This window comes from Panacagrimonas perspica (assembly GCF_004364935.1).
GTDB classification, from domain to species: Bacteria; Pseudomonadota; Gammaproteobacteria; order Nevskiales; family Nevskiaceae; genus Panacagrimonas; species Panacagrimonas perspica.
In genome coordinates this window covers 426,405-445,846 of sequence record NZ_SOBT01000011.1, presented here as the reverse complement: position 1 = coordinate 445,846, position 19,442 = coordinate 426,405, and the positions used below count along the sequence as shown (strand labels likewise).

The 19,442-nt window shown below is 59.2% G+C and carries 20 protein-coding genes; 3 read left to right on the top strand and 17 right to left on the bottom strand.

Annotated elements, in window-relative coordinates; all coding sequences use genetic code 11:
- Window positions 1-64: 64 nt before the first annotated feature.
- The 11 genes from DFR24_RS21545 to DFR24_RS21495 form a co-directional block, all read right to left on the bottom strand.
- Complete coding sequence (locus tag DFR24_RS21545; protein ID WP_133883547.1) at window positions 65-1,021, bottom strand: IS30 family transposase; 957 nt, start codon at window positions 1,019-1,021, stop codon at window positions 65-67.
- A 223-nt stretch (window positions 1,022-1,244) separates the two neighbouring features.
- Window positions 1,245-2,054: an IS3 family transposase gene (locus DFR24_RS21540; protein ID WP_246051744.1), complete on the bottom strand. Its 810-nt coding sequence runs from the start codon at window positions 2,052-2,054 to the stop codon at window positions 1,245-1,247.
- Window positions 2,055-2,077: 23 nt separating this feature from the next.
- Complete coding sequence (locus DFR24_RS21535; protein WP_133883493.1) at window positions 2,078-2,413, bottom strand: transposase; 336 nt, start codon at window positions 2,411-2,413, stop codon at window positions 2,078-2,080.
- Window positions 2,414-2,492: 79 nt separating this feature from the next.
- The gene (locus tag DFR24_RS21530) at window positions 2,493-2,915 is read right to left on the bottom strand and encodes a hypothetical protein (protein WP_133883492.1); all 423 of its coding nucleotides are present in this window, start codon (window positions 2,913-2,915) and stop codon (window positions 2,493-2,495) included.
- 112 nt (window positions 2,916-3,027) lie between these two features.
- Window positions 3,028-3,519, bottom strand: a complete 492-nt coding sequence (locus DFR24_RS21525; protein WP_133883491.1) for a hypothetical protein — start codon at window positions 3,517-3,519, stop codon at window positions 3,028-3,030.
- A 100-nt stretch (window positions 3,520-3,619) separates the two neighbouring features.
- Complete coding sequence (locus tag DFR24_RS21520; protein ID WP_133883490.1) at window positions 3,620-4,318, bottom strand: hypothetical protein; 699 nt, start codon at window positions 4,316-4,318, stop codon at window positions 3,620-3,622.
- 132 nt (window positions 4,319-4,450) lie between these two features.
- The gene (locus DFR24_RS21515) at window positions 4,451-4,768 is read right to left on the bottom strand and encodes a hypothetical protein (RefSeq protein ID WP_133883489.1); all 318 of its coding nucleotides are present in this window, start codon (window positions 4,766-4,768) and stop codon (window positions 4,451-4,453) included.
- Between the two features lie 137 nt (window positions 4,769-4,905).
- Window positions 4,906-5,238 carry a hypothetical protein gene (locus DFR24_RS21510; RefSeq protein ID WP_133883488.1) on the bottom strand — a complete coding sequence of 111 codons (333 nt, stop codon included), beginning with the start codon at window positions 5,236-5,238 and terminating at the stop codon, window positions 4,906-4,908.
- 137 nt (window positions 5,239-5,375) lie between these two features.
- Entirely contained in the window at window positions 5,376-5,969 is a 594-nt protein-coding gene (locus DFR24_RS21505; RefSeq protein WP_133883487.1) for a hypothetical protein, read from the bottom strand.
- 38 nt (window positions 5,970-6,007) lie between these two features.
- Window positions 6,008-7,068 (bottom strand): IS3 family transposase gene (locus DFR24_RS21500; protein WP_407075129.1). Its coding sequence is split into 2 segments (ribosomal slippage): window positions 6,008-6,876 and window positions 6,876-7,068, totalling 1,062 coding nucleotides; the frame shifts between segments, so codons are not numbered across the junction.
- Between the two features lie 832 nt (window positions 7,069-7,900).
- Window positions 7,901-8,452, bottom strand: coding sequence for an SMI1/KNR4 family protein (locus DFR24_RS21495; protein ID WP_133883485.1), 552 nt, complete (start codon window positions 8,450-8,452; stop codon window positions 7,901-7,903).
- Between the two features lie 779 nt (window positions 8,453-9,231).
- Between DFR24_RS21495 and DFR24_RS21490 the strand changes: the two genes are divergently transcribed.
- Window positions 9,232-10,215 (top strand): integron integrase, encoded by a 984-nt coding sequence (locus DFR24_RS21490; RefSeq protein ID WP_133883484.1) that lies wholly within the window; start codon window positions 9,232-9,234, stop codon window positions 10,213-10,215.
- Window positions 10,216-10,376: 161 nt separating this feature from the next.
- Here the strand turns inward: DFR24_RS21490 and DFR24_RS21485 are convergent, their stop codons facing one another.
- Window positions 10,377-10,580 (bottom strand): MbcA/ParS/Xre antitoxin family protein, encoded by a 204-nt coding sequence (locus DFR24_RS21485; protein ID WP_133883483.1) that lies wholly within the window; start codon window positions 10,578-10,580, stop codon window positions 10,377-10,379.
- An 850-nt stretch (window positions 10,581-11,430) separates the two neighbouring features.
- On the opposite strand from DFR24_RS21485, the gene DFR24_RS21480 reads away from it, so the two are divergent.
- A complete protein-coding gene (locus tag DFR24_RS21480; RefSeq protein ID WP_136249375.1) occupies window positions 11,431-11,631 on the top strand; it encodes a hypothetical protein in 201 nt (66 codons plus the stop codon).
- Window positions 11,632-11,894: 263 nt separating this feature from the next.
- On the opposite strand, the gene DFR24_RS21475 is transcribed toward DFR24_RS21480, so the two are convergent.
- Window positions 11,895-12,302, bottom strand: coding sequence for a hypothetical protein (locus DFR24_RS21475; protein ID WP_136249376.1), 408 nt, complete (start codon window positions 12,300-12,302; stop codon window positions 11,895-11,897).
- 839 nt (window positions 12,303-13,141) lie between these two features.
- Here DFR24_RS21475 and DFR24_RS21470 point away from each other — a divergent pair.
- Window positions 13,142-13,819, top strand: coding sequence for a hypothetical protein (locus tag DFR24_RS21470; protein WP_133883480.1), 678 nt, complete (start codon window positions 13,142-13,144; stop codon window positions 13,817-13,819).
- On the opposite strand, the gene DFR24_RS25435 is transcribed toward DFR24_RS21470, so the two are convergent.
- The 4 genes from DFR24_RS25435 to DFR24_RS24570 all read right to left on the bottom strand — a co-directional run bounded on the left by DFR24_RS25435 (window position 13,812) and on the right by DFR24_RS24570 (window position 19,417).
- Window positions 13,812-14,102, bottom strand: coding sequence for a helix-turn-helix domain-containing protein (locus DFR24_RS25435; RefSeq protein ID WP_133883546.1), 291 nt, complete (start codon window positions 14,100-14,102; stop codon window positions 13,812-13,814). The two genes, DFR24_RS21470 and DFR24_RS25435, sit on opposite strands and share 8 nt — an antisense overlap.
- A gap of 728 nt (window positions 14,103-14,830) precedes the next feature.
- Complete coding sequence (locus DFR24_RS21460) at window positions 14,831-15,460, bottom strand: DNA-binding protein (protein WP_162851365.1); 630 nt, start codon at window positions 15,458-15,460, stop codon at window positions 14,831-14,833.
- 307 nt (window positions 15,461-15,767) lie between these two features.
- A complete protein-coding gene (locus DFR24_RS21455) occupies window positions 15,768-18,686 on the bottom strand; it encodes a site-specific integrase (protein WP_133883478.1) in 2,919 nt (972 codons plus the stop codon).
- Complete coding sequence (locus DFR24_RS24570) at window positions 18,683-19,417, bottom strand: site-specific integrase (protein ID WP_162851364.1); 735 nt, start codon at window positions 19,415-19,417, stop codon at window positions 18,683-18,685. Before DFR24_RS24570 ends, DFR24_RS21455 begins: the two co-directional genes overlap by 4 nt.
- Window positions 19,418-19,442 lie beyond the last annotated feature (25 nt).

Sequence of the window (19,442 nt, the reverse complement as noted above, 5' to 3'; positions counted from 1 at the left end):
AACGACGTTCGAGAGTAGAGTAAGTACATTTAACCCCTTGGGTTCACCTTTGAACTGCAACCGATTATGCGGCACGGCGCATCTCCTCTGGTGTGAAGTATCCATGCCTCTTCCTGGGTCTGCTGTTGAGTTCACGAGCTAGGAAATCGCATCGATCCTGAGTGACTCGGGCCGTGCTGGTCCGCTTGGGCAGGTACTGGCGAAGCAATCCATTGGTGTTCTCGCAGGTGCCACGCTCCCACGCATGGTGGGGCGTCGCGAAGTAGAAGATCACCCCGGTGGCCTGTTCGATATCTTTGTAGCTGTGAAACTCTGTGCCGTTGTCCGAGGTGATCGTCTTGAAAGATCCAGAGCGCTCGCGCTGGATCATCGAGATCACTTGGCGGGTCAGTCCTTGGGCGGAGCGATCTCGGAGCTTTCCGATCAACGTGTAGCCGGTCGAGCGCTCCACCAGCGTCACGACGCAGTGCTGGTCTGGTGAGCCCATGACCGTGTCGATCTCCCAGTGACCGAATTCGCTGCGCTGATTAGCCGCCTCAGGCCGTTCGCTGATGTGCCGCTTGCCTGCGAGCCGGCCACGGCTATCGTAGGCGCCGTACCGTTTGCGCTTCTGCTTCTGACTCAAGCGGAGATGCCTGAACAGCTGGCCGCCGCGCCGCTTGTCTCGCCACACGTGTCGATAGACCGTCTCGTGACTGACCTCGAGGGCGAACAGCAGAGCCCCTCGATTCGCGATCTGCTCAGGGCTCCACTTGTCAGCCAGGCAGCGCTCGATCAGCGCCAGATCCTCGTCTGACAACCTTCGGTTGCGCCGAGAGCGGGAGCGTCGGCCGTTGCTGCGCTCCTGCGCCTCGTACCAGCGATACAGAGGATCGTTGCCACGCACGTTGCGCCGAACCTCGCGCCAGATCGTCGTGCGATGACGGCCCATCTGATCCGCGATCTTGGGCACGCTCAGACCTTGCTTGAGAAGCTGGCCGAGCATATATCTCTCACCCGGGGTGAGCTGGACATACGACATGAGGTCTCTCTCTTTCTTGGCGGAAAGCGAGGCCTCAGTATCCCAGCTCACTCCTTCTTCGACTGCTCCGGCGACGTTGCACTTACTTTGTGAATGCGCGCCCCCTAACGCCCGCGATCAGGCGCGGTTCTGCCGCCAGCACCAACCTTGAAGTGCTCGACCAAGCCACGTGCGGCAGAACCGGGATCTTCACCCAATTTAGTTGACACTCCATGGTTGATGCTCACGCCGCCAGTCGCTCGAAGTCAATCGGCGATCGGCTTCCGATTGAAGAGTGACGGCGCCAGCCGTTGTATCTCCAGATGTAGCGATTCACCGTGCGTAGCAGCGTGGAGTCGTCCAGGAAGCGGTGGCCGTGGATCACATCGCTCTTCATCGAGTGGAAGAAAGATTCGATGAAGGCGTTGTCTCCAAACCCTGTTGGGCGCTTCGTGCTTTGAACGATGCCGCAGGTGGCCAGGCGAGCCCGATACGCCGCCTGCGTGTACTCGATGCCTCGATCGGAGTGGAAGATCAGGCCGGCTGCCGGTCGACGCACGTGGACCGCCTGGTCGAGCGCATCCAGCGTCAACTGATGCCCGCGTTGTCGGCCGAAGCTCCAACCGATGATGCGCCTCGAGTGACGGTCCATCACCACAGCGAGATATCGCCATCGATTGCCGACGCGCAGGTAAGTGATGTCACCCACCCATATCTGATCGAGCGCTGTGGTCTGCAGATCGAGCACCAGATTCGGAATCTGGGCGAAGAACTGCTTCACGCCTTTGGCACGGCGATAGATGCGTGCCGAACGAGCAACCAGCTTGGCGTCCCGCATCAGGCGTGCGATTCGCTTCTCGCTGACCTTCTCACCGGTAGCCTTCAGCTCGTCGTGGATCCGCGGGCTCCCGTAAGTCTGATCGCTGGCTTTGAAGACCTCGCGGATCCGCTTGAGAAGAATCTCGTCCCGTTGGCTATGAGCACTCTTTCCGCGACGGCACCACGCGTAGAACGCCGCCCGGGTCACCGTGTACCGCCGGCAGAGATAGGTCACTCCGAACCGGTTCTTCTCCCGCGCTATGAACGAGAAGATCTCGTCTTTAGTTCGGAAGAGAACCGGATAGCTTTTTTTAGGAGCTCATGCTCCTCCTTGAGCAAGGCCAACTCGCGCTTGACCTTCGCAAGCTCGGCCAGCTCGGCAGCCTTCGCGACATCGAGCTCGACCGGACGCTCGGTGACCAGCTCGCCGTGTGCGTACTGCGTCCGCCACTTCGAGAGCATCCAGGGGTGGATGCACAGCGCTTCTGCAACATCCTTGACCTGAACCCCTTCTGCCTCGCTCAGCTTCACCGCCTTGAGCTTGAACTCAGCGGTGTAGCGATACAGCTTTCGCGGTCCCTTGATCCTGGCCATCTCACCTCCGACATGGTTAGGTCGGAGTGTTAACTATTTCGGGGGAAGGTCCCCGTCGGCTGCATCAGCTGGTTGGGCATCACATCTCATTGTCGAGGTAGAAGCTCACTCCTTGATCTTCTGCTGCCAACAGACCCTCCGCGACGCCAATCAGCTCTCGCGCCAGTCCATCCTTTGATACCAGGGGCGGGAGCGGAATGCGAGCCTTAGGCTCCGCTAACGCCTGCAGCAGCGCGTGCACGGTGCGTAAGCAGTCTGTGGCTGGGAAATACTGTGCAGGACCAAGCTTCGCCTTTAGACGCTCGCGCTCGATCGGGTCATCGATCTGCCAATCCAGATCCGCGGGGTCCGTGCTGTAGAAATCGACGAGCGGGCGGACTCCCAGCTTCGCCGTGTACTGCTCAAATCGCTTGTCGAAGAGGAGCCTTGCGAGCCCTCTCCTTTCATCAGGTACGTAGCCGACGACAGGGGAGCGAAACACCAGTTTCAGAGAGGCGGCCATCTATGCTCCGCGGCGGTTAGTCAGATGGATGATCTTGAATGCCCAACGCCACAGCTCACCCGACCGCTTGCCGTAGCGAAGCGGAGGCAAGTGGGTCGGGTGCAGCGCCTGGTTAGCGCTTGAACACAAGCGGCTTGTCCTGTGGGAGTTTTGCGACACGCCGTTCGACCTCGGTCCAAGCACCAGTGGGCCCCTTCTCGATCCGTTTTCGCACCATAACGCCCGGCGCTTTCCTGTCTTCAAGGATGAAGATTATTGCGCCCTGGTTCAGCCCTGATCCTGGTGGTGGAAACACCGGCGAGACGAGTGCGGCTGCGACAATCTTTGAGTCAGCCGCTTGGGCTGAGAGCTGACTGATGACTGCTTGATACGCCGAAGATGGATCTGCAAAGTCAGACGACGCAATGGCCAGCACAGTCTTGCCGTCTGTCCCGAGCCCCACACCAAAATCGGGAAACTGTTTTCCTTCCGCCATGAAGCCGGATGTAATTGATTCTGCCTCGCGAAGCACGGCCTCTTGACCCGGGGTTGGTTGAATGTTCTCGCCTGCTTGTGCTGCCGAGATGAAGCCGATGGCTCCCAACAGCCGCTTTAAGAATGTCACTTGAATCTCCCTTGATGCGCGCGCTAACGCGCACGTTCAGCCGCGGCGTCGTCGAAGCGAAGCGGAGGCGACGACGTCGGCTGCAACGTGTTGTTAGCCCTCATTGCCCGCCATCGATGACTCTTAGCAGAAGTCGGCCGAGCGAAGTAATGGTGCGCCTCTGAACTTGAAGGCGTCCATGGCTGTCGACTTTGAGTTCCTTGGTCTTTGGGTCGGTCCGGTATCTGTTCTCCAGGAGCCCAGTCCTTACCAGATGCTGACGGTAGCTCTCTCCCACGGTGTTTTTGTCCAGGTCCGGTTGAGACGAGCCCAAATGAGCAGCCGGAAGGTTCAAGACACTAGAGTGCTTCTCTCTGAACTCTGAGTCTCCGTCAATCTCATCATGCAGGTGCGATCGGAGCCATATGAGCTCTGCATCGCTCAGTTCGCCGAGAATTTTGAGAAGGTGCTTTGATTCGAGATAGCTGACTTCGCCTTCGCTAAGCCCGTTGGCAATCAGCGACGCGATCCTCTCTCGCCTGTCATCGGATAGGGACGAAGCTGCCTGCCTGAGCGCTTCCTCAAGAAGATCTGCTCCGGCCGGATCACGGGCTTGCCGCGATAAGGCTTCCTTTTCTAGCGTTGAGAGGCGAGCCTCAAGAAGCACTGCGAACTTAGCCACCCTATCAATGCGTTGGTTGGGGATAAGACTTCCGGCAAGCTCGGCGAGCAAGGAGCCAACGAACGGAACACCATCCAGAATCGCTCTCGCTGCCGACGCTACATAATCCGTGTTCTTCGTTTCTAGTTCGTTGGCCATGACTCAGTCGATGAGGGCTAACGCTGTCGTTCAACCGCGGCCATGCCGCAACCTGCCCTGTCTGCATAGCTGAAGGCGTGGCGCATGGACGTCGGCTGCAACGGCTTGTTGGGCCAAAAGTCGCCGAAGCTTCTAGGCAGGGAAGAATTCACCTGCGACCGCCTCAATTTGTCCACAGCTAGATATCAGCTCTCCGTCTTCCCCGCGGATTTCGTACATCTCTTGTGTGCCGCCAATCTGCCCAGAGCCGTCAAGGCCAAGCAGCAGCGAATAAAACGTGTCAACGAGAACGCCATCTATTACGACGCAGAGTTCATCCCGCTGCTCGTCAGTTAAGTTCAAAGCGCGGATGCGCTCAGCAACCCGCAACGTGCTGTCTGGATCGGTGAACGAGGTCAGCAGGCGATCCTTGTGCTTGCGCCAGCGAGAAACAAACTCACGAGCTTCCATGCGCGCTCCTTGTTGCCCAACGCCTGCGATCAGCCGGGGCTCTGCCGCCCACACTGGCCGGTAAGGCTGACCGATAGCTCATCGGCGGCAGAGATCTCGGCTGCATCAGCTGGTTGGGCATCACCTCTCCAAGTGGCTCATTCGGTGAATGGGCCCTGCTCGTAGGTGACGCTGCCTCCGAGGAACTCTCGAACCCAAACGTCTCTAAGGTCTTCTCCACGACCTTGAACTCCGAACGGCACCTCAGGGCGCTGCTTCGACACCCACAGCAGAAACGTCTCGAGCGCAGCGCAGCCACCGTAGAACGTGAAGAAGGCCTCTCCCTGGGTGAAGAGATCTATAAGCCCTTTTCCGACGTCACGGTGAAGTCCGTGCTCGTTAAGCAAGATCACAAGCCCTTCACTGAACTCAGAAGGATCGATCGCCCCGCCGTCCGGATACTGCAAGTTCGCAAAGGTGTAATAGCTCACTCGAATGCTCTCCATGATGCCCAACGCCAGCGTTCAGCCGGGGCTCTGCCGCCCGCACAGACCAGCCATTGAGAATTAAAGGTCACGGGCGGCAGAGACCTCGGCTGCAACAGCTTGTTGGACCGCGTCGGCGGCATCTAGTCTGTGTTGGCGAAGAGAACATGGAAGATTTTGTCCCAAGGCTGCCGTCCGAGACAGTACTCCTGCGGCCTTATGTGGGCCGGGAGCATGGCTTCCAGCTCCGCAAGCGGTGGGAACCTGTAACCGTGATCTGCCACCGCATCGAGAACGCACTTCTCCAAATCTGATAGGCGGCTCATTGCCGGATCGAGCGCGGTATCCAGATCTATTGAGGGATGGCTCCAGCCGTGCCCTTTGGGGCTCCGATGTACGGAGTACGTTCCACGGCCAAAGACCGCAACCGGCGTCAAGAGACTGAGATACACGACCGATACCTCAGCCTGCTCCAGTTCCTCCCCGCGAGGAGCGGGTCGACGCTTCAACGCTCCGTCCGGATGAAAGAAGAAGTGAAAGTACGTGGAATGCCCGTCCTGCCCGTGCGCCGACACGACCACTGAAGCAGAGCATTGGCGTTTTAGCCGTGTCATAAGCGGATGCTCAATGCGCTTGCGCCACTGGCTCTCAGATCGGGGAATGGTGTCGAGGAGATCGAAACCTGACTCAAGGGAACCCCATGAGGCCAATCGTTCGAGTTCGCTGACGGTGAACATCTTGAGGCGATCGCCGTTCCCTCGACGTCCCCCCGGTTTCAGTAGCGCGCGGCATTGGAGTCCGGGGCAAATGTAGCCGCCTTGGCGGCTAGTTGCTTTGCGTAGGCAACGGGCGTCAGCCCGCCGAGTCCTGGCTTCGGTCTTTCCTCGTTGTATTCGCGCGTCCAGATCGCGATGACGGCCTTGGCGTGCAGCAGGCTGGTGAACCAGTGCTCGTTGAGGCATTCATCGCGGAGCCGACCGTTGAAAGATTCGACATAGGCGTTCTGGTTGGGTTTGCCAGGCTCGATGAGGCGCAGTGCGACATTGTTTCGGTGAGCCCAGGTGAGCATGGCTTTTCCTGTGAACTCCGCCCCATTGTCCGATCGAATCACCGCTGGCCGGCCTCGTAGCGAGCAGACCTGATCGAGGATACGAACCAGGTGCTCGCCACCGACGGCGTGCTCGGGGATGACGGCCACGGCTTCGTGCGTCGCGTCGTCCACGATCACCAGCATCTTGATGGCCCGTCCCGATGCGACGCGGTCGAAGACGAAGTCCATCGACCAGACCTCGTTGGCGGCGCCGGGACGCACTAGCGGCTGCCGCTCGCTCACCGGGATCTTCTTCCTGCGGCGACGTCGCACCTGCAGCTTCTCCAGCGCGTAGAGACGCTCCACGCGTTTGTGATTCACGAGCTCGCCCGCCTGCCTCAGCTTCAGGTAGATCATCTCGGCTCCGTAGCGACGATGCCGTTGTGCGAGCTTCACGATCTTCTCGCGCAGCACCGCATTACGGTCCGCCGCGGGCTCGTAGCGCAATGAACTGGCGCTCATGCCGACCACCGCCAGCGCGCGTCGCTCCGTCGATCCCAGCGCCTGCATTGCCCGCACCGTCTCGCGCTTGGCCGGTGCGGTCAGAACTTTTTTCGGAGCACCTCGCGGGTGATCTCGTTCTCGAGCATCGACTCCGCCAGCAGCTTCTTCAGCCGGGCGTTCTCCGACTCCAGGGCCTTGAGCCGCTTGGCATCCGACACGTCCATGCCCCCGAACTTACTGCGCCAGAGGTAGTAGCTGGCCTCCGAGAATCCGTGCTTGCGGCACAAATCCTTGACCGCCATACCGGCGTCAGCCTGCTTCAAGAACCCAATGATCTGCTCTTCGCTGAATCGCTTCTTCACGTCCAATCTCCTCGATGGGTAGGATTGGACTCCAAACCGAATCGCTACTCAAAATCGGGGGGACGTCGCCCTATGCCCATGATCTGGAGCCGCACGCCAACTTAGCGGTCCAACGCCTGCGTTAAGCCGCGCTCTTGCCCAGACCTGCACTTGCAGATCTGAGCAATCCACGCAGGGCAAGAGCGTCGGCTTGAACAGCTTGTTGGGCAACACCCACACGAACTCCTAATCGGTATCTGCAAGCCATAGAACACCGGCAAGAGTCCGACCCTGCCGTACGATAACGCCGGTGTCCACCGTGCTCTCCGTAGCACTGCAGAACCCCCACGCAGGCTCAGCGGAGCGGAAAGGTGTGGCGCTATTGCTGTAGAAGCGGGACGAAGAAGGGAACAGCCCGAGAAATGCGTCCGCGAACTCTGCCGACGCCGTAGGGCCTAGCCGCCTGGTGCGGTAGCAAAGGTCAATAGACAGAGACGCTGCCAGTGCCTGTTGCGCGGCATGGCGCGAAATCTCGTGGGCGGTACATGCGTCGGGGTGGGAGATTCCGACGTGCGTCAACGCAGCGGAGCGCTCCGACCAAGGCGCTTCATCAAATACCTCGCAGATGGCGCGTTCTTTGCACCTGCGCACTATCAGTTGGGGAATCGTTAACGCCATGCTTGTGGTGCCCAACGCCTGCGATCAGCCGGGGCTCTGCCGCCTGCGCTAACCAAGCAGATGGACACAGTGATCGCCGGCGGCAGAGACCTCGGCTGCATCAGCTGGTTGGGCGTCAGTAGCACCCATCCTCCCACCCCGGATCGGAGTTTTGAGGACGCTTTCCATCGAACGGGCCCAGCAGTAGAGGCGATTGCAGCGTGCCGTCAAGAAAGCTCGCGATTAAGGCGGAGGCAGTCATCGCATGCTTCTCAATGGATCCTCCTCGAGTATTGATGACCACCGTCGGCCACCAATTGGGATAGCCTTGAGTGAGCCAGCAAAGAATGTCGCCGTTATCCGTTACACCCCATGGATAAAGCCCGCACCTCTCGGGATAGATCGGGTATTCGATGCTTCCCGGATACTCACGAGCTGCCTCCAAAAGAGCTCCAAGGATGCGTAGTCCTCGTGTTTCCAGCTCAAGACTACGCCTGACGTGACCCGGAATGAGTGTGTGAAGGAAGCCAGCCCACGCGTGTGTTCCATAGATTTCCACAAGATTTTTGTAGTCTGGTGGAAACTCAACTCCGAGCCGCGTCTCTGACTGCTTCCACCGGTCCGATGTCGTCGCGATGGATTCACTCGCCTTGTAGGGCGTGCCGATCATGGCCTTCAGCGATTCCATTCCACTGTCCATTACAAGATCTCTTTCCCTGACGCCCAACGCCCAAGCTCAGCCGCGGCCACGCCCATACCGGCCCATCCGATTGGCCGAATGCCCTGGGGCGTGGACGTCGGCTGCAGCGACTTGTTGGGCATGCCGAACGGCTATCTCTTGAAAAGCTTTTTGAGAAACCCGCCTGAGGGCTTGGCGGCTTGCATAGTTGGCGCCTCCTTTGAGAAGTAGGTATCCACTGGGTCCGTTGCGAACAACTCTCCAGGTTCTATCTGACCGTCGGATACCGAATACGGCAGATAGCATGTGCTCGCTGAGTCTTGGAGGTGATCTAGCGTGATCTGGATAGCTTCCGTGCCCGCTTTCACTGGCCCCGCGCGGAGTGTGACGTGGCGAGCGACAGCTACTGCGCGTAGCTGCTTGTCCGCGATAGCGGACCTCACTTGTTGTTGTACGAGAGCGAGTAGTGCGTCGTACCCTGATACCGCTGTGTCATCCGCGGCAATATTCAGGCGCTCGCCTTTTACCGTGACTGCCATACAGAACGGGAAGTTGCTTCCATGCTCTGCCGTGAGCTTGAGTGCCATCTCAATGGCCTCATTGAGGAGGCCGTTTGTTTCATCTCGTGGAGTCATGCGCTTACTCTCTTAGTGCCCAACGCCAATTGGACGGATCAATTGCTGCTTTGTTTTGCCGCATTTTCGCAATTCAATCTGGTCGACTGTGATGTAACGCTCTGATTCAGCTAAATGATCTCGGCACTTCCGCCGGATTAGACAGCTGAATCGATGAGCCCCGACGAAAATCCTACTCCCCTTCTCCAGCCAAAGCTTCTGGACCGGCTCCGCGACGAAATGCGGCGCCGAAACCTGTCGTTGAGGACAGAGAAAACCTACCAGCACTGGAATCGGCGTTACATCATCTTCCACGGCAAGAGGCACCCGAAGGAGATGGGCGAGCCAGAGATCACACAGTTTCTGACCCACCTTGCTCGGGATCGTCACTGCTCGGCCTCCACCCAGAACCAAGCGTTGGCTTCGATCCTCTTCCTGTACAAATGGATCCTTCGACAACCGGTCGATTGGGTCGACACATTCCAGCGCGCAAAGAAGCCGCAGCGGCTGCCTCAGGTTTTCAGCCAGGAAGAGTGCAGGCACGTCCTGGCGGCTCTATCGGGCACGCGGTGGCTCATGGCGAGCCTTCTCTACGGCGCGGGACTTCGGTTGACCGAGTGCATCACCCTTCGGGTGAAGGACATTGACCTGACCAGGTTGCAGATCACGGTACGTGATGGGAAGGGTGCAAAGGATCGCGTGACGATCCTGCCCAAGGCGTTAGTGCCATCGCTGCAGATCCACCTCGACAAGGCCCGCGAGCTTCACCAACTCGACTTGGGCCAGGGCTTCGGAGAAGCGTCGCTACCCTACGCACTGGCCAGGAAGTATCCGAAGGCTGGGTTCGACTGGGGTTGGCAGTACGTCTTTCCGTCGGCGAAGCGATCGGTCGATCCCTACTCCGGCAGAACGAAACGACACCATGTCTTTCCGGACACACTCCAGCGAGCGGTAAAAGGCGCCATCCGGACGGCAGGGATCACCAAACACACGAGCTGCCACACGTTCCGCCATTCTTTCGCGACCCATTTGCTCGAGCGCGGGCAAGACATTAGAACGATCCAGGAGCTCTTAGGCCATAACGATGTCGCCACCACGATGATCTACACGCATGTCTTAGGCAAAGGAGTGCAGGGCGTGATCAGTCCGCTGGACTAGAGAGTTGAGCATTGGCTTGACGGCCCTACCGCCTTCTCTGTCCGGGTCGTCAAGCCTCTATCCGTTGGCCAGCCACTCAGTGTCCGCTTCGGCGCCGGCCGGATCCGTCGACAGCAGTCCGCAGTGGGCTGATACGCGTCGTTGGCTCCTGAGTTCTCAGTTCAAATCGGCAGTCCGTACTCGATCGCCGAGAGCTCGGCTAAGACGCGTCGCAGGCCCTCATCCGAATCGAGCAGTATCAGCGGCGCGACGTTCCCGAGCGACACGTTTGGAGTCTCAATCCAGTGTGCAGCTGCCTTCGCATCCTCGAGTATTTCGAGGGCTCTGGCATTGGCTTGCCTGATTCGAGGATTACTGTCGTCCATCAATGCTCCCCCGCCAAAATGCCGGCTAGACAATGAACCCGTATCGGGTGAAGACCTTGGCCCACAATACTCGCTCCACAAACGACGGTGGGCGGGTTTCGGCCGTATCCCGAATGATCGTCCTGGAGTGCGCGAGTTCTCGACATGCGGGCGGCCATTGTTCCAGCATGCGGCGACTCAGCGCGATAGGTCCTGAGATGAATCGACAGTCTGACCGGCAGGTGCTGAGTCTTGAAGAGCTCTCCGAGTGCGATTTCTGGGCAATCATGCACAGTCTTCCACCGCCCGAGTCGGCGATGTTTGATCATGAAGTGCCCGCTACCGCAGCCTTTGAGCTGGGCGAAGACTCGGATCCTCCACCGATGAGCGAAAGTCCGACAACGCGTGCAGCAAAATCGGGGCGGTAGGCGGTCGACGAGATTGCGCCAAAGAGTGCGGTGACCTTCGACGCTGTCTCAAGAGTTGTCGCTTGCGACCGTCCGCTCCTAGGATCCGAAACGATGGCCGAGATGGGCTGAAAGCGGTCCCTTGCGACCGATGAAAAATCGGCCGTCGGTCTCGATACCTGCGACGGATTACGAGGCGGAAGAATGGGTGACCACGTAGCCTGGTAGCGCGTACCTAGTTGGGCGGCGTGATCGACTCGTCATCGAGACGGCTGCAAGAGTTCCCACATTCGCCAACTTGGCGTACGGTCCCCTCCATGAAGAGTGCTCGCCCTAAGCGTCCCCGTCGCGGACTTGAAGAGGCTGCTTCGCTGCAGAAGTTGGCAGCGATGGAGTCTCACGTGGATAGCTTGGCAGGATTGAGCCTAGAGGAGATCGAAGAGCTCATGCGATCTGACACGGGCATGCAACTGCTCATCGGGCCGCACCGTGAGCCAACTGCCCGCCAGGTCCACATACCGAAGTTCAGTGAACTCGTCGCAGCCGTTCCCGGGCGGATGACTGACGTGCAGTTCGCGAAGGTTCTGAGCGGCGGGACGCCTCTTCAGTGGGGTCCCTGGCGTCGCCTTGCGGAGAAGCTGATGGCGCGCCAGAAGAAGGAGTAGATGGCAGCAGGGTGAGCGCCAGCCCAAACACATCGATGAGATGTGCGAGATCGCCTGCACCCGGCAACGAGACCGAACGCGAGCCGCTGGCTTCGGCGTTGATGATCAGTTCGATCGTGTGTCGCGCCATTGCATGTTCTCCCGACTGAGTGCTGACGGAGTTTGCGCCGTTCGCGATGTGGCATCGAGCGTGTGAATCCACGCGTCCATCGGACGCAAGTCGTTCACTCGAGTGCGGGAGCGAAGTTTGGGAGAACCCTCTCTCAGGGAGGCCGCTGGCGGGCACTGTGCGGGCCGGAGAGCCAGACCACTCGAGGGTTCGTTGCGCGGGTGCGTGACCAACGAAAACAGAGGTGGCGGATGGGCACGCCTACCCTCTCGCCAACCACCCAAGCCTGAAGTTTGCACTCGTCGAGACCGACAATGTCGTCGGAATGGCGGTCCAGCAACGTCGCGAAGGCCAGGAGCATCTGTCGACCCTCCTCGTAGCTGTCGGCGATCGCAAAAGCCAGCATGTCCTCGTGGAAGCTGACACTGGCTACTTGATCAATAACGAGCGACCAGCCGATGGAGCTGATGTTCCTCGAGATACAGGGCACCCGGTTCAGCGCCTCCGCGATCACCTCGGTGCCGTTGATCGAAGACGCTTTGAGATAAAGCGGGCCGGCCATGGCGTTTAGCGGATGGCGATGAATCACTGCGCCAGACTTCCCGAGAGCGCGCAACTGTCGGTAGTCTCTTCGCATACAAGCTCATCGATCTCGAGCCCGAATAGCGGCCCCATCGTTCCGATGCGGTGGGCGTACTGCAGCCAGGGGCGAAGCGCGGCAGGAACAAGGTAGCGCGCTTCGGTAAGGCACCCAGACCATGACTGCCCCGGCTGGTGACTTCCATCCACTTTTGCGATGGGCTCACGCATGCGCGCGGCTCCATCAGGAGGTCGCACCTATGTGGTACATCGGTCGCATTCCGTCCTCTAAAAATCCCGCGAGCCCGGGGTTCCATGAGTTGCTTTGTGTTGATCGCAAGACCGGCCGTGTTGGCTGGACCCCGGAGTTGAGCAAGGCATTCTCGTTCTCCGGCCAGCAGGCCGCCGCACTTCGCATCGCGACGCTCCCGCCGGAGGCGCAGGTTGGCGCAAAGCCCATCAGGTTTCGGCCCAGCGGGGCTGTTCGCCGTACCTAGGCGCCACGGGAAGGCCCAAAAGGTCGGGTAAGGCCGCTAACCGTGGCGGCAGACGGTGCTGTGTCCATTTGGATCACTAAGATATCCTTAGTACCCCAGATCGATTGGATTCGCCCGAATGCCGCCGCGGAGGGCAAGCCGTTCCGACACGCTCGACCCTGCCCACGAGACCACCTCGCAAGTGGTTGATCCGGCGTTGGGTGTGCTTGGCCTTCGCTCGAGCCTGTTCCTGCTCTCAGTCCTGGGTGATACCTCCGTCGCGACGTCATTTCGAAGCGCAAGACCCCTAAGTCGTCTAGCGCCTCACACCGAGATGGCCTCTCAGATGCTGCGAGAACTCGCGGCGCACGGCGCGATCGTTTGGAGTTCGTCTTCGGATCCCCGGCGGAGCTGGATTTTCTCCGCCGCCACCGTGCAGGAGCCCGAATGGCGCTTAGGGGATGCGCTCGCTTCGATCGAAGGTCTCAGCGGCCAGCTCGCACGACACACGCTCGAGCTTGCCCGCCAGCCCGCCGCTACAGAGGAACTCTTCACCGTCTGGCGCGAGCTCGCCATTTCGGAAGTCGCTGGCTTTCTTGGCCATGAACTTGGCGAGCACCGATTCGATGAGGGCTGGGCGTTGGCGGCAGTGCCCGCGTTTGAGCGGGGACTTCGTAAGCTCTCGGCGAACCAGATGTTCTATCTCTGCTGGCTGGCAGTCCGTGAGGCGGCGTCCCGCTACTTGCGCTTCCCAGCGTCGGTGCACACCCTCTCGGATTCCCTGGTTTCGTACATTGACCAGAGGGTCGATCGGGCAATCTCAGAGCGATGGGCCCTCAAGGAATGGTCGGACTACAGAGGCCGAACACACAGTTCCGTGGCGGCCGTGTTCGCCGACCAGGTCACCGGACTTGGGAGCGACTATCTCGGACGCGTGCCCTCTCGGGAGCGACTCGCGGGGCGCGAATCAATGACGCGGGCCACCGTACCAGGCGCACGCCGCGCAAGGACGGGCTTCAGGTAGCCCGAGGCAGTTTGAGTGCAGCCCTCTTGCGATCGTTGGGAGAGAGACCGCCGTACGCGAGGATGATCTCCGCTAGAGCAGGCTCATCGGCATAGAAGTAGGCCGTCGGCGCATGCAACGCCGCTGCGATCCGCCTCACCAAGCCGTAATGAGGTTCGTGGGCGCCTCGCTCGTATTGATTCATGCGAGGGCTCGCCACCGACTGATCTAGTCCGATCAATACACCCAGCTGACGTTGAGAGATGCCCGCGCGCACGCGAAGCTCTTTCAAGCGTTTTGACACGGGACTGCGGGTTTTCGTCGGACGCGCCACGCGAGAGCCATCGTTGACCTCACATAAGCCTGCGCTGCTAAGAAGTCCTTAGATACTAAGGAGTTCTTAGTGTCACCGAGGAGACGACACGCTCTCGTTTGCTCCCTCCGCGCGACCCTGCAATATCGGTGGCGTTGGCCGCGTCCGGGGAGTGGTTCCGATGTGATCTGAGCGCCGAAGCCCGTCAACCGATGAGTGCTCACGCGGCAATCAGGACTGCTTCGCAGTTCGTCGGACGAGGGGCCAAGGCGACTGGGCCTGCATGGGTTCGCTGGCAGAAGTTGTGCTGCATCGGGGTCCGTACACCCAACCAATCTGGAGTTCTGCCCAGCCGCGCCCAAGTATCCCACCCGGCCACGCCTTTTCCCCCTAGAAATTCAGCCTCCCGATCGGTGGCCACCTGGGACACTTTCAACTCATTGGTGCGAAAAAAGCGGGAGCCGACCCACGCCTAGAACACTTGCCGTTCATACACTAGCCGGTGGCCACCCTGGGACACTATGAGCTGAGGACCGGGTGGGACACTTTGACCTGGCCACAGGTGGTACAACTTGGGTGACCGCTGACGACTGAGTCGGTTGTCTTGCGCGTTGTTAGGGTGTGTTCGCAGCCTGCGGATCACTAAAGCTCAGCGGGCGTACTTCGAGGCGCCACTCGACGCTTCGTTTACGGGAGGCTGCCAGTCGCTCCAAGGCTTCTTAACGAGCTGACCTCTCAGAGGCGCCGAGCCGTCCGCGAAGCTCTCCTGCCTCCGCTGACAACGCCTCGATTCGTGCCCGGGCCGCTTTCAGTTCCATCTGCGCGGCCGCCAACTCGCGAGCCAAGCTCTCCGTCTCGGTCGCCCGGCGTATCTGCTCTCCATGCAATTGTTCCTGCGCGCGCAGCCGCTCGGAATCAACCGCGGTAAGCCGCTCGCGAGCCTCCCGGAGCTCCCCCTCGACTGCCTGCGCCCGCTCTCTCGCATCTCGAGCATCCGCGAGCACCTGGTCCATGTCGCTGCGCATGATCTGGCGTTCTTGGCCAACATTCGCGGTCACCTCAGCGATTTTGACCTCCAAGGATGCGGCAAGCGCCTTGTACGCTTCCTCCCCAGCCTTTCTAGCCGCAGCCGCAATCTGCTCAATCACAGCTGCGGGCACGTCCCGCTCGATCGCCAGCGGGGCACTTGCCTTGCCGCCAGGCTGCTGCTGGTCGCGTACCGCACGTAGGAGCGGAGCGATTGTGCTGAACGACCCTCGGCCGAGTCGTTCCCTGACAGAGCTCGCACTAACGGATATCCCCGCCGCCTCCAGCGCAGCGACGGCATCAGCCACGTCCTTGATCGTCAAGCTTGCCATTGATTAACTCGCTGTAATGTAGGGGCAACGTAATGTTAATTACATTACATTACCTTACATTTCATTTCCAAACTTGATCTCTGCGCGTGGCTACGATGCCTGCGGCGCCCTGCCAAAGGTTGCCTGTTGATCGATAACCCCATCCGGCCGGAGGAGTGGGCCTCGAGCACAGATGCCATTGGGCTCACCCTTAGAGCGGCCACCTGCCGACCCGCCTTCGCGACCTGAACTCACTAGCGCTTCTAGCTGCCCAGCGCCTCGCACGCGCACTTCGTCGACCCGCCGGCGAATCGCAAATTCATTTTGAAGCACGATTCTTTTTCGCCAGCTGGATCAGATCCATTTCTCGTAGCTCTGCTTCGCAATCATTGATAGCAGCTGCCGCCTTACGGACCTCAGCCCCCAAATTCTCTTTCTCGGCGTACTGCTTCCAGCGGCGCGCATCAACGAGCTTTACCTCCACCTGATCACGCTTGGCCGGATCCGGGATCTTTCCTGCGCAGTTGACGCAACTGAACTTCGCGGCGCACGCGTGCGATACGGTGCAGATTCCGCCTAGTACGTGGGTGTACGCGCCGCTCAAGCGACCAACAGACTCCAGGCTTTCAAGAAAAACAGCCGCTCGCTCGGCTCCCAGTCTCTGGGAAGTAGTAGTCACGTCAGACCAATCCACCTGCGGGCGAAACAGGAACTCGGCAGCCGAAAGAACCTGCCTTCGCGTCGCTTGCTTGTAGTAGCGGGTGGCGCTGAGGTCCTTCTGCTTCAACATCTCAGCAATAACCTCTTCCGGCACACCTAATTGGTCCAACAGATTCGCCACCGCGTGACGCACGGTGTGCGTCTCAACGTGGGAATGCTTCCCCCACAGCAAGAATCGATAGATGAAGTTGGCCTCTGCCGTCGTAACTGCTCGGCTGTTGACCTGAAAAAGATAGCGATCGCGCTTTAGTTCCCGCGCCTTAAGGTATGGGGCGACCACCGGGAGTTGCTCGTCGTCCTTAAGTCCACGCATCTGTCTGACTAGGATGGCGACGTCCAGCATCGTCTCCATTGTCTCTGCGTCAACGAAGTACTCGGACAGCTCGGTATGTCCCTTTGGAACAGCAGAGAAGCAGAAGATGTCCTTCGGCGCACCTGAGGCGACAGGGACCCGCTCGTGCTTGATCCGTCCTGGAGAGGTCGCGACCTGGAGGACCTCTCCTATTCGGGCACCCGTCACTGTCTGTGTTCTAAGCATCGCGCGTCCATAAAGACACGTCGCGTATATCCCTCGCGGATAGAACAGCTGCAGGCCAACGCGATCCGTTAGATCGTTAACAACCGGACGCAGGCGGCTTGACCACGGCTCCGGAAGACCTGCTGCAAACCCAACCGGAAGCCGCCCGATCTGGCGACCTACCAGCTCGACACCCGAGAGGACTCTCTTGCGAAAGCGCTGTACCTCAGCCGACGCTGCCTTGTGCTCGGAGTTGAAGAACTGGCCCTTGATCAGGGGAGCGAACCAAAACTCTTCGGTTCCGGCGCTGCCTTCCTCTGCTTCGATAGAGAGAAATTCGACGATGGGAACGGGTTCGTTTGCGTCCTCGCGTTTCCTGGACTTCGGCTTCACCTTCGACATCGCTCGCAAACTGTCCACCGAATGGAGCCGCAGCTTGACCATCTGGACGATCGGAGTTCTGCGGTCCTCGTAGTGAATGGTGTCTCTGTAGGCAAAGTCGTGCGGCAAGGGAAGGCCCAGCTTCTTCACCTCCGCCACCGCTACGTTTGTCGCCTCTTCCAAACGCCGCGCGATATTCGTTCGAATTTCAATGAGAAAACGGAGGCCCGCGAAATCCAACGAAAGCTCTTCAACTTTCGCCTTCCTTTCCTTTCGGGTACGCGCTTGCATCGCACGCCACAGCGATACGTTTCGATACTGGGCATCGTCCCTCGGGTGTTTGATTGCGAATCGGATCAGACGGCGAGCGTCTTCAACTCCCAGCTTGGCCTGGTGCCGTTCGTACGCTCTAGCAACCTCCCGCCACAAAAAGGGAAATCGCTCCCGTTTCGATTTCGAGTAGGCCTTGCAAATCGTGCCGTCAAAAACGCCTTTGATCGCAGCGTCAGGCGTGGAGGTCGTGAAATCCCACGCCGTTAGCTCTTCGCTGATGTCTCGAATTCGAGCGACGATAGATCTAGCACGCCCAATAATCGCAATCTGCTTAACCTTGTTCGCAGATTGAATTGCGGCCACCAGACCGATGCTATTTCGAAGGGCTTGGTCCTCGATCTTGCAAACAAATGCGATGAGTTCGGCGTTCGGCGCCGTATATTCACTCCCTGCATCCTTGTCCAAGCAAGTGAAAGGCAGATTGCCGACCCTCTTCATCGCCTGACGGAAATGCTCAATGGTCGCGGGTCTCCCTGTCGAGATTGAAGGCGGAAGGTATTTCTTCTGCTTCACCCTCCAAAGATTCACGACATCGGCGATCTCGTCGATACTCCAAGTGCTACCTGTTGCCGCTCTCGAGTCCCATCGGTCCACGATGTTCGGCGCCTTCTTCGTCGTTCCCCATACAAGACTTCGGACTTCGAATAACGATGGTAGGTGCCCACCGTTTGCGCAATAGATGATTTCACAAGCGCTGAAAATCCAGGACTCTGGCACGCGATAGACGGAGAAAATGCGGAGCTTGGCAAACAGTTTCGCCCGCTCCTCAAATTCCTCCTGAGTCTGCGGCGGACTTGCATACTCTGACTCGTTGATCAGCGCGATTTTTAACCTATCGATCTTCGAAGTACTGTCCGGCCATCGCTCGTCTCCGTCGGGTATGAGCGGCAACGAAAGTACCAGTCGATTCTCATACTGATCGCCGTACACGATCGATGGAAAGATTTTTCGAAGTCGACGAAACGTGAATGCGGATGCCTCAAAGTGCTTAATAGCATCGTCCTGAACGACGATTATCCGTTCGTCAACGGATCCGACGATGGGTTCAGCGACTCCGATCTCTTCGACTGCTTCCTCGATCAGCCGATACGCAAAGCCATCTTGGTACAGCCGATGCCTCGGCAAACTGATCTGTCGGGCAATCTCGGCAATGTTTACAAACTGCGCTGCCTTCTTTCCGTTTCCCTTACCGTTGGGTCCAGGCGGTGGCAACTTTTGCCCTGTGCGCTTTAGCCGCCCGAAGTATTTTTTGAGCGCGCGTTGCACGTCTTCAGGGGGACTATTCATGTCGGCCGTCCCATAATTTTGCTGATGACGGACGGTTGGGCGTCGGCTGCCAGTTCGGTCGATCCCACTCTCGCTACCGGAGCTGAGTCCTGCTTCTCGCGTACTCGCTCGATCACCTCAAGGATTCTCCGACCCTTTGAGCGCCGGTCGTAAACCTTGAGCATGCGATCCCCTTGAGCCCAAGCGAGGAGGCTCACCAGTTCCTCCCTCAACATTTGCCGCCGCGCGGGGGTATCGGCGACCAAGTCAATCTCGTCGAGCGCCAGTGAAACGAAGTTGTGGCGCGTTCCGTGCGGCGAGATATCGAAACCAGCACGACGCGCCAATGGATTGAAGAACTGGTTGCGGAACTGCTCCGGGCTCAGCTGGGTTCGATTTCTTGTAAGAAATATGGGAGTACTGTGGGGGAGGTCTCCACGCCGACCGAGGAGCTCAAACTCCTCCAGCCCACGACCTTCTGGATCCAACCGACGGCGCTCCGTATCAACGTAGGTCCGCAGAGCCTTGGCGGTGTCCTTACTTAGGGAAAGGACCTTCACAGGAACATCCCCGCTACCCTTCGAAGGCGAGTCAATGGCCGTTCCAAACCTGCTGCCTCGCCACCAATTCTCCATCGTGACGCCGCAGGCTTCACTTACACGAGAGCCAGAGTCACACATGACCCGGAGAGCCGATTCGTACCGCAATGAGCTTCCTGCAGTCGCCGCCTCCTGCAGCAGCTTATGGCGCATATCAGGAGCCGCTCTGATGTCGGGT

What these genes read in the sequence shown, in the direction of transcription:
- DFR24_RS21545 (WP_133883547.1), bottom strand. Translation starts at nt 1,021, where the DNA reads ATGTCGTATGTCCAGCTCACCCCGGGTGAGAGATATATGCTCGGCCAG.
- DFR24_RS21535 (WP_133883493.1), bottom strand. Translation starts at nt 2,413, where the DNA reads ATGGCCAGGATCAAGGGACCGCGAAAGCTGTATCGCTACACCGCTGAG.
- DFR24_RS21530 (WP_133883492.1), bottom strand. Translation starts at nt 2,915, where the DNA reads ATGGCCGCCTCTCTGAAACTGGTGTTTCGCTCCCCTGTCGTCGGCTAC.
- DFR24_RS21520 (WP_133883490.1), bottom strand. Translation starts at nt 4,318, where the DNA reads ATGGCCAACGAACTAGAAACGAAGAACACGGATTATGTAGCGTCGGCA.
- DFR24_RS21515 (WP_133883489.1), bottom strand. Translation starts at nt 4,768, where the DNA reads ATGGAAGCTCGTGAGTTTGTTTCTCGCTGGCGCAAGCACAAGGATCGC.
- DFR24_RS21505 (WP_133883487.1), bottom strand. Translation starts at nt 5,969, where the DNA reads ATGTTCACCGTCAGCGAACTCGAACGATTGGCCTCATGGGGTTCCCTT.
- DFR24_RS21495 (WP_133883485.1), bottom strand. Translation starts at nt 8,452, where the DNA reads ATGGAATCGCTGAAGGCCATGATCGGCACGCCCTACAAGGCGAGTGAA.
- DFR24_RS21490 (WP_133883484.1), top strand. Translation starts at nt 9,232, where the DNA reads ATGAGCCCCGACGAAAATCCTACTCCCCTTCTCCAGCCAAAGCTTCTG.
- DFR24_RS21485 (WP_133883483.1), bottom strand. Translation starts at nt 10,580, where the DNA reads ATGGACGACAGTAATCCTCGAATCAGGCAAGCCAATGCCAGAGCCCTC.
- DFR24_RS21480 (WP_136249375.1), top strand. Translation starts at nt 11,431, where the DNA reads ATGCAACTGCTCATCGGGCCGCACCGTGAGCCAACTGCCCGCCAGGTC.
- DFR24_RS21475 (WP_136249376.1), bottom strand. Translation starts at nt 12,302, where the DNA reads ATGGCCGGCCCGCTTTATCTCAAAGCGTCTTCGATCAACGGCACCGAG.
- DFR24_RS21470 (WP_133883480.1), top strand. Translation starts at nt 13,142, where the DNA reads ATGCTGCGAGAACTCGCGGCGCACGGCGCGATCGTTTGGAGTTCGTCT.
- DFR24_RS21455 (WP_133883478.1), bottom strand. Translation starts at nt 18,686, where the DNA reads ATGAATAGTCCCCCTGAAGACGTGCAACGCGCGCTCAAAAAATACTTC.
- DFR24_RS24570 (WP_162851364.1), bottom strand. Translation starts at nt 19,417, where the DNA reads ATGCGCCATAAGCTGCTGCAGGAGGCGGCGACTGCAGGAAGCTCATTG.